The following is a 13,285-nucleotide window of genomic DNA, read 5'->3' on the forward strand; positions in this document are numbered from 1 at the left end:
GTAGACCAAAAAATATATGTAAGTTTGGGGCCAAAAACTGGGCCAAACTAGCACAAAAATAGGATTTATCACGTTGCAAGCAAATAAACATCTTCTAGTTTTCCTATTTGTTCTTCTATGTGGCAATGCGACCTTAAGTGCTCAGGAAGACCAGATTACACCTTTGCCCATCAAAGCGGCAAGGGATACTATCCAGGCCCCTATTCTTAAGACCAACATCTTCGATAAAACAACGGCGACCGACACTATTGAAGTTGATACAGTCCCCAAAAAACAACCTTTATTGTTGGATAAGATCAAGTACAAGGCGAAGGATTATGTCAAACTCAGCCAAAAGGACAATAAAATTTATCTGTACGATGAAGCGGAAATATACTATCAGGATACCGAACTGAAAGCGGGGGTAATCGTAATGGACTATGTTAAAAATGAAGTCTATGCCGGGCGGATGAAGGACTCCTTGGGCAATTATTCCCAATTACCTTATTTTAAGCAAGGAGACAATGAGGTACGACCGGATTCCATCCGATTTAATTTTGACACCCAAAAGGCCATAATATGGAATTCAAGGACCGAACAACAAGCTGGATTGGGTCAATTGGGCAGCGATGCCATGAAGGTATATGCCCAAGTGACCAAAAAGGAGAATGACTCTGTATATTTTTTGAGTGAGGGCAAACTGACCACATCAAAGGACACCATAGATCCCGATTATTATATTAGGGTACGGAAGGCCAAGTTCGTGCCCAAGAAAAAAATCATTGCAGGTTTCAGCAACATGTACATTGTGGATGTCCCAACGCCTGTTGCCTTGCCTTTTGCCTATTTTCCCTTAACCCAAGGTAGAGCTCCAGGGCTTCTCTTCCCTACCTTTGGTAACGATCCCAATCGTGGTTATTTTATCCAGAACGGTGGATATTATCTACCCATTAGTGATTATGTGGATCTTAGTGTGACGGGAGACTATTATACCAATGGCAGTTATGGGTTTATCGGGCAATCCATCTATACTAAAAGGTATAAGTTCAAGGGTAATATCAGAATCAGTTATGAAAACCTTATACGAAGTCAAAAAGGTTTTAGTGATTATAGCAGAACAAGTAATTATAATATTCGGATATCCCACACCCAGGATACGAAAGCCAGTCCAAACTCGCGGTTTTCTGCTTCGGTAAACCTTGGTAGCAGCCAATATTACAATAACTCACTGAACCAGGTAAATCGTAACAATTCGCAAACGAACACCTTTGCCTCATCCATCAGTTATTCCAAGACTTTTCCGGCGTACCCTTCCGTGAATACCAGTTTGACCTTGAGCCATACCCAAAACTCCAGGACACAGATCATCAATATGTCCCTTCCTACTTTTCAGGCCAGTATGGAACGTATTTATCCGTTCGTAAAAAGGGACGAGGTGAAAAAAGGAATTTTCGAGAACATCAACTTTCAGTATGATGTGAACGCACAGAACAGCATCACTACTACAGAGGAAGATTTCTTTACCAGTAAAATGTTCGATGAGGCCAAGATCGGGGCCAGGCATAGGTTGCCCATTGCCACCAACTTTAAGGTGGCCAAATATTTTAGCGTAAGCCTTAGTGGCACCTATGAGGATATTTGGACTTTGGAAACCATCCGTAGGCAGTACGATGCGGCCGAAGAAGAAGTAGTGACTGACACCATACCCGGTTTTGACCGCTTTAACCGATATAGTTTGGGCACCAGTATCGGAACCACGCTTTACGGTACTTGGAATTTTGGGGAGGGCAAAAAAATACAAGCGTTGCGACATGTCATGCGACCTTCCATCAGCTATAGCTATGCACCATCGTTTGAACAATTTTATGATACCTATGTGGATGGTGATGGCGAAGATGTACAATACACTCCTTTTGAAACAAGTCTATACGGAAGACCTTCCCTATCGCGTGGGAGTTCGGTCAGTTTCAGCCTTCAGAATACTTTGGAAGCCAAGGTCCGGGACAAGGACTCGACAGCTACGGAGCCCAAAAAAGTCAGTATCCTTAGCAACTTAACCCTTTCCACCAGCTATAATTTTGAAGCGGATTCCTTAAAATTAAGCCCAGTGAGCTTGAGTGGAGCCACAGAGATCATTAAGAACGTACCCATCAATTTTGCGGCAACCTTCGATCCCTATGCCATTGATAATAGTGGAAGAAGGATCAATACCCTGAATATAAAAAATGGGGGGGGGCTGGCCCGCTTGACCTCCGCCAGAATAAATACCGGGTTTTCGTTGAATAGTGAGATGTTCCAAAAAGGCGGTACCAAAAAGAAAGATGATAAAAATAATCAGCAAAATACTGATTATGGCGCTAACCCATTTGAACTGGAAGGTGCTCAAACCGGTGACCGACACTTTGGCAATGAAAGGGAGTTGGACAATGAGGATATACCGCTATACAATACCAAATTACCATGGGATGCCCGTTTTACTTATGTAGCTACCTACAACAATAGTAACAGACAGGGCGAAATTACTAACCACTCCCTCATGTTTTCAGGAAACATTCAGCTTTCCCCTAAATGGGAGGTCGGCTTCAACTCCGGATATGACCTCAAAAACAAGGGATTTGCCGATACCCGATTTGCCTTTAAACGGGACTTGGGAAGTTTTAAGCTGAGTTTTGACTGGACTCCCTTCGGAAGGTATGAAAGATGGTATTTCTTCATCGGGATCAAAAGCTCCATCCTCAGCGACCTTAAATGGGAAAACAGAAGCCAGCCATTTAGCAACCGATAATATTTTTACATACCTTGAATCCATAACCTAGAAACCTTGAACACATGAAAAAAATCATCAATACTTCCAAAGCACCTGCTCCTATTGGCCCCTATAACCAAGCTACCTTGATCAAGGACACACTATATATTTCTGGGCAAATTCCAATTGATCCATCCACCGGAGAACTTGTGGAAGGGGACATCAAAAAGGAAACTAAGCAGTCCATGGAAAATCTTAAGGCCATTTTGGAAGAAGCGGGGATGACTTTTGAGCACGTGGTCAAATCCACCATCTTCATCAAGGACATGCACCAATTTGCACAGATCAATGAGGTATATGGTACTTATTTTGATACCGAGACGGCACCAGCCAGGGAAACCGTGGAGGTTGCCAACCTTCCAAAGTTCGTGAATGTGGAGATTTCTATGATTGCCGTTAAATAGTCTCTTTATGGAACTCCACGAGGCCTTCTATGGGCCTTCTTCGGATGACACCCAAAATCAAATCATTGCGTTCCAGGCAAGCTTCGAGCTCGTCCTGTAAAAAATGGGCGATACTCCCCACAAAACTGATGGGGACCTTGGTGGCCAACTCGAACTGCATGATGTAGTTGTTCACGAACTGTTGCAGTCCTTTTTCGATAACACCCTTACAATAAGGATGTTCCTTGTTCTCAATGATAAAACGGGCAAAGGTTGCCAAATAGGTGTTCGGGTTGGGCTGCTTGTACAAATGCTCCTTGATCACGTCCGCATCCAAATCATATTCCTTGGCGAACTTGATACCCAAATCCTGTGGCATCTTGTGAAAGTAATAATCGCGCAACAGCTTTCTTCCGAAGAAATTTCCGCTGCCGTCATCCATCAAAATATACCCTAGAGAGGTCACTTTTTGAATCAGTTGGTGTCCATCATAATAGCTACAGTTAGACCCTGTACCCAAAATACAGACGATGCCCTGCCTGCCAATTTTGGTGGTGGAATAAATGGCTGCGAAGGTATCTTCCCTTACTTCCGCTTTGGCGTTGGGGAAGAAATCCTTAAAAATGGCTTTTAGGAAATTTTTCATTCTATCGGTACCACAACCGGCACCATAGAAAAACAATTGACGTACTTCTGTCCTATTTTTGGAAAGTTCAAAATTATTGGCCAAACGATCCTCGATGACTTCCCTGGTCAGTACCTCGGGGCTCAATCCTAAAGTTTGGGTCAAGAACAACTGCTCCCCTTTTTCATCTAGGGCTATCCAATCGGATTTAGTGGCACCACTATCCACGATCAAAATCATACGTCAAAATTTTATGTGAAATCCTGAAAAGGGCAAAAACCCTTCTCAGGATCATCAATGTAAGATACTAAATTATAGGCTTGCTGCGTGCAATGCCAATTCAACCAATTTGTTGGAGTAACCGGTCTCGTTATCGTACCAGGAAACTACCTTGAAGAACTTGGAATTCAATTCGATACCTGCGTCGGCGTCAAAGATGGAAGTCCTCACGTCACCAACAAAATCTTGGGATACCACCAATTCATCAGTATAACCCAAGATACCGGCCAATTCACCTTCAGAGGCTTTTTTCATGGCTTGCTTGATTCCTTCATAAGAAGTTTCCTTTTCCAATTTCACGGTCAAATCCACTACGGAAACATCGGCAGTAGGAACCCTAAAGGCCATACCGGTAAGCTTTCCTTCCAAGGATGGGATTACTTTGGTAACCGCCTTGGCTGCACCGGTGGCAGCAGGAATAATGTTCAATAGGGCACTTCTACCTCCTCTAAAGTCTTTTCTTGAAGGACCATCAACGGTCAACTGTGTGGCAGTGGTAGCATGTACCGTGGTCATCAATGCCTCAGCAATACCGAACTCGTCGTTAAGCACCTTGGCAATCGGGGCCAAACAGTTGGTGGTACAAGATGCATTGGAAATAATAGTGTCGGTTGGCTTCACTTCTTTATGGTTTACACCCATAACAAACATGGGGGCATCTTTTGAAGGAGCGGAGATCACCACTTTTTTTGCACCACCATCAATGTGGTATTGGGCCATTTCCAAAGTGGTGAAGATACCGGTACACTCGGCAACGATTTCAGCACCAACTTCGTCCCATTTCAAATTCTTGGGATCACGTTCGGCAGTAATCCTGATCGTTTTACCATTTACGACCAAATGGCCGTCTTTCACTTCTACGGTCCCATCGAACAAACCATGTACCGAATCGTACTTCAACAAGTAGGCAAGATGGTCCACGTCCAACAAATCGTTGATGGCCACAACATCCACATCGCCTCTTTTAACGGTTGCCCTAAAGACCAACCTTCCAATTCTACCGAATCCGTTGATTCCTATTTTCAAATTTGACATTTTTACTTTTTTAAAGTGTTTACATTAAGTTGTCATTATATCGGAAACTCTGATGAGTTCTTCGTCTATTTCTGTATGGGCCTTGATGGCTTCCGCCAATGGGGTCAATACCATTTTGGTATCGCGAATACCCACCATGAGGTTCGATTTACCTTCCAGAAGACTTTCCACGGCCTTTACTCCCATTCTACTGGCCAGTACCCTATCAAAACAAGTTGGGCTTCCTCCGCGTTGCATATGACCCAAAACGGATACGCGCACATCGTATATCGGCAAATGTTCTTCCACATATTCCTTGAGTTGGAAAACGTTCTTCCCTATCTTATCACCTTCTGCAACGATTACAATACTGGACGATTTGCCAGAAGCCTTACTTCGCTTCAGCGATTCCAATAACCTTTCAAGACCGAGGTTCTGCTCGGGAATCAAAATTTCCTCTGCACCGGCACCCACACCTGCATTCAAGGCAATATGGCCAACATCGCGACCCATTACTTCCACAAAGAACAAGCGGTTGTGGGAACTGGCGGTATCCCTGATCTTATCGATTACCTCAACAACGGTATTGATGGCCGTATCAAAACCAATAGTATAGGAAGAGCCCAAAATATCATTGTCGATGGTCCCGGGAATTCCTATCACAGGAAAGCCATACTCCGCATTGAACTTTAAGGCACCTGTGAAACTTCCGTTCCCTCCGATGACCACAAAAGCATCAATACCTTCCTTGACCAATTGGTCATGTGCTTTCTTTCTACCCTCCGGAGTCCTGAATTCCTCACAGCGGGCCGATTTTAATATAGTACCTCCCTTGTTTATGATGTTGTTTACGCTACGGGCGTCCATGGGCTTAAAATCCCCTTCGATCATTCCCTGGTATCCTCTGTAGATACCCACACACTCCTTTTCCAAATACGCACAGGTACGAACCACTGAACGTATGGCCGCATTCATCCCCGGTGAGTCCCCACCTGATGTGAAGACGGCAATTTTCTTAATTTCTGAAGCCATTAAAAATTTTAAGAGGTCAAAACTAGGAAACTTTATTGAAATTATGAATGGCTTAATAATTTATTTAATTTCAACGTATTCCTCAAACGTTTTCGTAAAAATTTAGATGAAATTCGTGTAAAAATACAAATCTCCTAGGGCCTGTTCGGGATATTGTCCGCCTTTTGTGAAAACCGTATAAGACTATCCCTTCCCATTACCTCCGAAGTGGGTCTTTGGGGTTCCGGTTGTACTGCTTTCTCTTTCTTTTGGAAGACCTTTTGCATCAACTCCTTGAAACTATCAAAATCCACTTGATAGGACAGACCCACACCTTGGGTATACCCTTGTCGTTCTGCCAAAAATTGCTGAATCTGATTTTCCCGATTGAATATTTTTGCACTTAAGGTTCCTTGGTCGTTCAACAACACCTGTACTTCCACATCCCCGGCAACTACCGTTTCCGATACCCCTCCTACAGGTACCCCAACCCTGCCATTCACCAGAATTTTGTCGGAAATTTGGGTAGAAACTGTCACCCCGATCCTATTTTCGGTTCGGGTGTCGGCATTGGGATCTAAAAGTCCTTGCTCGTAAGATACCCCAAGATTGAATTTATCGTTGTTACTCCCCAAAATGGAGTTGAGCAAACCGGAGGCGGTCTGTATCAAATTTCCTGTAACAGCTTGTTGGTTGATTCCTGTTTGGGCATTTACAAAGGTTCCCTGTGCCAATAGGAAAAAGGCATTACGCTCCTTCACTGTGGGATCTTGCAATCTATATTGAAGTTCCGATTGTACCACGGAATTGGTTCCTGGAAAATCGATGTCAAAATTAACGTTGGGCCTTTCCAATTCGCCATCCAACCGAACGACCACCTCGGTGGCTATCCTACCCGTATACCCGGCATTGTCCAACAACGGGGCCGGATTGGCATTCAGGGAATATACGGCTTCCAGATTCAACTGGGCGGCCAAAGGATCACGTTCCCAAAGAATGGTACCTCCGGGACGAACTTTGAATTTCTTATCGATGATACCACCGTATTTAAAATTGTATTCTCCCGTTACCGCTACGAATTCCCCATACATGTTAAACTTACCATTGGTGTTGATCTCGATCAACAGGATTCCTGCTCCGGTACCCTTTAAGGAACTTCCTGAAGCCCTATCCACCACAATTTCAACCTCCGCTTCAGGAGTAATGGTTAAGTCAAATTTCATCTCTAGACCTTGGTACTCTTCCAAAACCCGTTCTTCCTCGAAGGAATTGGTTTGGTTCTTATTGATGAAATTGATGAATGAATAGTCCCCAACACTGGTGACATCGCTCAATGGGATTTTAAGGGATGTTCCTTTTGCAGTGTTAGCATCAACAGTAATGGTCAAAGCATCTGTGGGACCGTAAATACTACCTGTACCATTGATAAAACCTGTACCATAATAAAGAGATTCCTCATCAAACTCAGTATTAAGGATCATAAAACGGTCATAATTGGTATCCACATCCAAGCCAAGGTACCAATTGGAGAATTCAGTATGGCTAATGGTACCATCAAGAGTCGCCTTGGTTCCTTCTACGACATCAGATAAGCCTACTTTTTCAAAATAGAAAGTTTGGTCGAAGAGTCTCACTCTGGACATTGGAGCAAAGTCGTAATCCACATTCAGGTATGGTATTCCAATCCCGGCATCGTTCAAGGTCAGTTCCCCATTTATGGATGGGTTGGTCGCTTCTCCAGTAATCCGGGTGCTACCATTGACCTTCCCACGAATATTGGAAATGACACCATCTCCCAAGGGACTGAAGGGTTCCAGCGAGAAATCGGTAAAATCGGCCGTCAAGTTCAATTCCTGTTTGTTGTTGAAGTTGGTCACCTTTCCGTTGATGCTCAGTTTTTCCTTCCCATTGTCGTTCAACCAGGTACTCACCCCAAACTCGGTCAGGTCGTTGTTTCCGAAAATACCGATCTCCATGTCGCCCAAATGGATATCGTTGACACTAAAATCCTGAATCTTCAGACTTGATGTGGGCAGATATTTGCCATCCTTCTGTAAAATATTGAGGAAACCGTCCACGGCCCCGTTCATCTTCAGGCTGTCAATGGCAGGGGTAATCTTGTTCAACGACACCAATTTAAATTGAAGGTCCAAATCCTTATAGGTGGAATCCGCTATTTCCCCACGTAACCGAATCTGTTCGTCGTTGTTATTGTCCATCACCAGGTCCTCGATCTTAATGCTGTCCAAAGCGCTATTGAAGATTACTTTGTTCTTGCTATTCCCGTCACGGTTCAACACCCAGGTATTGCCCTTGAAACTGACATCGGATTTTTTGAGCCCGATCACGGATTTGTTGTTCTCGTTGAAGGTGTGGTAAAAGTTTAAGTTGTAGCTATCGTTATATTGGCTACCTCCCTTAAATTCCGTCCTAAAGAAAAGGGTATCCTTAAGGGTAGTGTTGATCAAACTGAAATCCTTGATATCATAATAGGCCGTGGAAAGGTCCTCCACCGAAACGAAGGTGTTGAAAAGAGGATTCTTGTTGTCGATCTTGAGTTCCAAATTATCGAATTTATTCCCAAATGCCTCTATACTCGGCGATTTAAAGGTGAGCTTAAAGTCCCTCTCATCTGCCTGAATGCTACCACGGATAAAGGTATTGGCATCAAAAACAACTTCTGGGAAGAACACGTCCACAATTTTGTTGTATATCTTAAAATTGAAGTCCACATGCTGGCCATCCGAAATCTCGAACGGTTTATAATTGGTGTAAATACTACCGATGGAGTTTTGAACCAATCTACCCAACTCCTCTACCTTGAACTTACCTTTCATATAACCGGTGATGATATCCGGGGAATTGATCTCTACTGTGCGCACGGTATCCTTGTCGAAGGAGGAGTTCACAGTAAAATCCTCAAAGTAGTAGGTGTCATTTATATTTTGATAGGTGGTATTGGTAAAGTTCATTTGCCCGACCATGTCATCCAGGTTGTTTCCTTCGATATCCATGTTCACGTGGCCTTTGAAGATGCTGATGCTGTCGTCAATAAAGTTCAATTCCTTCAAGTCGGCATAATCCACCGCGGCAACAAAGTTGAACTTGTTCTCCCTTCCCCCAAAATCTGCCAATCCTTTAAAATCGAACCTGAAATTATCATCATTACACAACAGAATCCCATCAAAGAGCTGATCCTTCAAAATACCCGAAACCTTTATTTTGTTGTATTCATAGTTGTTGTATTCCAACTTGTATATTTCTCCCCTTACCTCGGTATTCAGACTTTCGGCGACAAATCCCTTACCCTCCACATTCATGTCCAAAGAAGTGAATCCAAGTTGGTCATCATTGATGAAATCACCCAAATTAAAATCCATCAGCGAAATAAAACCAATATAGGAAGCATCCTCTATGGTCTGAATATTGGTCATCTGCAAATCCACATAACTGTCACCCACTGCCGTGTTCAGATTCACCGTGGCATCGATAGAGGTTTCGGTGACTTCTACATCCCCCCTAACGGTAAACTGGCCCAATTTCTGTACGGATTCCGGAATGTTCTCTCCCAAGATTTTAGGCAAGATTCCCCTCAACTGATAGTAACTCGAAGTGAGGTTGTCGATATCACCACGTAACACAAAAGGAGCCTGCTCACTGAACATGTTATCGAACTCAAAGTCGCCCCTGATCCCCGTGTTATCCGTGTTCAAAAACAAGTCCTTCACCTTGATCTGGTTAAGTACCCCGCTAAAATCCCCTGTAAAATTGACCACTTTGTCCTGGCCAAATTCATTATAAAATGTGTTCACCTCATTAAGGGCGACCGTGGACTCAGTAAAATTGGCATTGAGCTGTACGCGGTCCACAAACTGGGCAAAATCCTCCCGATCGTAGGTAAACACCAGATTGCCTTTCAGTTCCGATTGTTCGGTGTCGATGAGCAGGGAGTCGAAGCGCATCTCCTCTTTGGTGTACTTAAAATCCGCCGCCAGCTTTTTCAAGAGAATACCCCGACGCGCCAGCATGGAAAGATCTTCGATTTTTGTGGTCACTTCGGGTCCCAATATCTGAAAATCGGATGCCAAGATGGAGACGTCATTGAAATCCAAAGTTTTTGGTTTTTCCAAATTGTCATCGATCAAACGGAACTTTCCGTTATGGATCTGTATCTCATCCGAAGAAAGGAAAAAAGGAGGAGTCCCCGGGTCCCTTGGTTTCCCATCATCCAGTTTAGCCACAAAAACATCCAGATTGGTGTCCGTTTCCCCTTCATAAGTCCTTAGGTTGAAAACAAGGCCGTCCACCTCAATGTCCCCAAATTCCATTTTGTTGTTGGCCATATTCCGAAGGCTCAAGATGGAAGTGGTCAGTTTGTGGATGTAGAACAAGGTGTCCTTTTTATAATCCTCCACATAAATTCCCTTAACCCCTGTGTTCAGATTGAATAGGGAAAGACTAACGCGATCGATCTGAATATTGGTCCCAAATTCCTCGTTTACGGAATCCATGGCATATTTGGCCAACTTGGTCTGTACAACGGGCATGGAAAGCACCAGCGAGCCCAATACCATGAACAGCAAAATAGCCAGTAGGATGCGCAACAGTATTTTACGAAGTTTTTTGATAGGGCTTTATGTTTTACCTTTGATGACCAATTTTTGTTCCAAAACCAGTGACAGATACAAAAAAATATATTCTTGCGATCGAATCATCCTGCGATGACACTTCTGCTGCCGTACTTTGTCATACAAATGTACTGAGCAATGTAGTGGCTACGCAAGAAATCCACAAGCAATATGGAGGTGTTGTCCCAGAGTTGGCTTCTAGGGCACATCAACAAAACATTGTTCCCGTGGTGCACCAGGCCTTGGCCAAAGCAAATATCGATAAAAAAGAACTATCCGCCATAGCCTTTACACGAGGTCCGGGACTCATGGGTTCCTTGCTCGTTGGCACCTCATTTGCCAAGTCTTTAGCTTTGGGTCTCAACATTCCTTTGATCGAGGTCAACCACATGGAAGCCCACATCCTGGCGCATTTCATTGAGGATGAAAATAAGTCCAAACCCACCTTTCCTTTTTTGGCCATGACCATAAGCGGTGGACATACCCAAATTGTAAAAGTGACCGATCATTTTACCATGCAAGTATTGGGTGAAACATTGGATGATGCCGTGGGCGAAGCTTTTGACAAAAGTGCCAAGTTGATGGGACTACCCTATCCCGGGGGTCCTTTGGTGGACAAATATGCCAAGCTGGGAAATCCTAGTGCTTTTGATTTTCCAAAACCGAAGGTAGATGGGCTCAATTTCAGCTTTAGTGGCCTAAAAACAAGTATCCTGTACTTTTTGCGAAGGGAAACCCAAAAGAACCCCAAATTTGTGGAAGAAAACATCAACGATATCTGTGCATCGGTACAGCACACCATTTTGGATATTTTGATGGAAAAACTCCAAATGGCTGTGGATCAAACCGGAATCAAACAGGTAGCCATTGGTGGCGGTGTTGCCGCTAACTCTGGAATCCGGGCAAGACTGAAGGAAGCCGAGGAAACCTTGGGTTGGCAAACCTTTATTCCTAAATTTGAGTATTGCACCGATAATGCCGCCATGATCGGAATTGTGGGCTACCTTAAATTTGAAAAGGGAAAATTTACGGATCAAAGTGTGGCCGCCAAAGCCCGTTATGCTATCGGCAGCTAACCAACCTTAAACTTAAGACCATGCAACTTTTCTTTAACCCTTCGTTGGACAGCAGCATCAAACAATTTGTTTTTCCTCCCGAAGAGAGTAAACATATTGCCAGGGTGCTCAGGAAAACCGAAGGGGACATTGTACATATCACCAATGGAAAGGGATATCTGTTCGAAGCAGAGATCTTGGTCCCTGATCAAAAGAGGTGCAAGGTCAAGATCGTTTCCGAGAGCAAATCGGTTCCCAAGCGCTATAGCCTTCACATGGCCGTAGCCCCTACCAAAATGAACGATCGGTTTGAATGGTTCCTCGAAAAGGCAACAGAAATAGGAATTGATGAAATCACTCCCCTGATCTGTGATCACTCCGAACGAAAAACGGTTAAATTGGAGCGCATGGAACGGGTGTTGCAATCCGCCATGAAGCAGTCCTTACAAACCGTATTGCCAAAACTTAATCCTCCGATGTCTTTCAAGGATTTCATGGAAATCGAAAATACCGGACTAAAATTTATTGCCCATTGCGATGAAGGGGAAAAGATGGAACTTAAACGTAGGGTAATCGCGGATATGGACACTACCATTTTAATTGGTCCCGAAGGAGATTTTTCCATGGAGGAGATCGATGCCGCAAAGGCTAAGGGCTTTGTCCCCATTTCTTTAGGGAATAATAGACTTCGCACAGAAACCGCGGCCATCGTGGCATGTGCCACGGTAAACATCATCAATAGTTAATACAGTATTTTCTTTTTAGCGGCCCCTGTGATATCCAAGTCGGCCGTCTCCAATAGGAGCATTAAAGTGAGCCCGTCGTTCTTAGAGATGATATCCGGAATTTGGATGGATGATTCCCCTCTTGAATGTTTCAATTCAACATATTTTTCCTGTACCACTATGTTGCTGTTCTTTAAGGTTCGGTTTCTGTTCTCGCCTCTTTTTACCTGGGTGACCCGTTCGTCAATCACTAAAACCGCCCGAAGCAATTTATGATCAATCTTACCGGTTGCTACATACGAAAATGCTACTGTCCCGTTGGCCACATCAGTATTGGTAATCTTGATCATATTCTCTGCACTATGGGTTTTATAAGCATCAATTTTGGAATACAGTTCCGCACGGTTGGATCCCACAAAGTGCTCCCTCCCATTGATCACCATTTGAGGAGTGTAGATACTGTTCGACCTAAACTTTTCCCCGTAGGCCCTTTGCTTCTGGGTATACTCTGGCTTTGCAAAGGGATCCTTCCAACCTATGTAGTCCCAATAATCCACATGATAAGACAAGGCAAAGACATCATTCGGGAATTCCTGTTTCACCTTCCATAAGAGCGCATCCGCGGGAGGGCAACTGGAACATCCTTGGCTAGTGAACAATTCCAACACCACGGATGAAGGGCCTACAGCAGTATCTTTAGGCTTATGAATATCTTCAGTAGGGTATGCCTTCAATAAAGCGAATAAGGACATTATAAGAAGAGTAGATGAGACAATTATG

General features: G+C 43.8%; 9 protein-coding genes. 4 read left to right on the forward strand and 5 right to left on the reverse strand.

The window, feature by feature from the left end:
- The first annotated feature begins 73 nt into the window (after nt 1-73).
- Together D2V05_RS05775 and D2V05_RS05780 are read left to right on the forward strand one after the other, a co-directional pair.
- Nucleotides 74-2,764, forward strand: a complete 2,691-nt coding sequence (locus D2V05_RS05775) for a putative LPS assembly protein LptD (protein ID WP_119646585.1) — start codon at nt 74-76, stop codon at nt 2,762-2,764.
- Nucleotides 2,765-2,808: 44 nt separating this feature from the next.
- Nucleotides 2,809-3,189, forward strand: a complete 381-nt coding sequence (locus tag D2V05_RS05780) for a RidA family protein (protein WP_119646586.1) — start codon at nt 2,809-2,811, stop codon at nt 3,187-3,189.
- On the opposite strand, the gene D2V05_RS05785 is transcribed toward D2V05_RS05780, so the two are convergent.
- The 4 genes from D2V05_RS05785 to D2V05_RS05800 all read right to left on the reverse strand — a co-directional run bounded on the left by D2V05_RS05785 (nt 3,182) and on the right by D2V05_RS05800 (nt 10,644).
- Nucleotides 3,182-4,033 carry an N-acetylglucosamine kinase gene (locus D2V05_RS05785; protein ID WP_119638382.1) on the reverse strand — a complete coding sequence of 284 codons (852 nt, stop codon included), beginning with the start codon at nt 4,031-4,033 and terminating at the stop codon, nt 3,182-3,184. The two genes, D2V05_RS05780 and D2V05_RS05785, sit on opposite strands and share 8 nt — an antisense overlap.
- Nucleotides 4,034-4,105: 72 nt before the next feature.
- Nucleotides 4,106-5,107 (reverse strand): type I glyceraldehyde-3-phosphate dehydrogenase, encoded by a 1,002-nt coding sequence (gap, locus tag D2V05_RS05790; protein ID WP_119638383.1) that lies wholly within the window; start codon nt 5,105-5,107, stop codon nt 4,106-4,108.
- 24 nt (nt 5,108-5,131) lie between these two features.
- A complete protein-coding gene (pfkA, locus tag D2V05_RS05795; RefSeq protein ID WP_119646588.1) occupies nt 5,132-6,118 on the reverse strand; it encodes a 6-phosphofructokinase in 987 nt (328 codons plus the stop codon).
- Between the two features lie 134 nt (nt 6,119-6,252).
- A complete protein-coding gene (locus D2V05_RS05800) occupies nt 6,253-10,644 on the reverse strand; it encodes a translocation/assembly module TamB domain-containing protein (protein ID WP_183114792.1) in 4,392 nt (1,463 codons plus the stop codon).
- A gap of 128 nt (nt 10,645-10,772) precedes the next feature.
- Between D2V05_RS05800 and tsaD the strand changes: the two genes are divergently transcribed.
- Together tsaD and D2V05_RS05810 are read left to right on the forward strand one after the other, a co-directional pair.
- On the forward strand, nt 10,773-11,801 hold the full coding sequence (tsaD, locus tag D2V05_RS05805) for a tRNA (adenosine(37)-N6)-threonylcarbamoyltransferase complex transferase subunit TsaD (RefSeq protein WP_119646591.1): 1,029 nt from the start codon (nt 10,773-10,775) through the stop codon (nt 11,799-11,801).
- Nucleotides 11,802-11,821: 20 nt separating this feature from the next.
- Nucleotides 11,822-12,526, forward strand: a complete 705-nt coding sequence (locus D2V05_RS05810) for a 16S rRNA (uracil(1498)-N(3))-methyltransferase (RefSeq protein WP_119646593.1) — start codon at nt 11,822-11,824, stop codon at nt 12,524-12,526.
- Here D2V05_RS05810 and D2V05_RS05815 read toward each other — a convergent pair.
- Nucleotides 12,523-13,257 (reverse strand): DUF1223 domain-containing protein, encoded by a 735-nt coding sequence (locus D2V05_RS05815; protein ID WP_183114790.1) that lies wholly within the window; start codon nt 13,255-13,257, stop codon nt 12,523-12,525. The two genes, D2V05_RS05810 and D2V05_RS05815, sit on opposite strands and share 4 nt — an antisense overlap.
- Nucleotides 13,258-13,285: the final 28 nt, after the last annotated feature.

This window comes from Flagellimonas pelagia (assembly GCF_003584135.1).
Lineage (GTDB): Bacteria > Bacteroidota > Bacteroidia > Flavobacteriales > Flavobacteriaceae > Flagellimonas > Flagellimonas pelagia.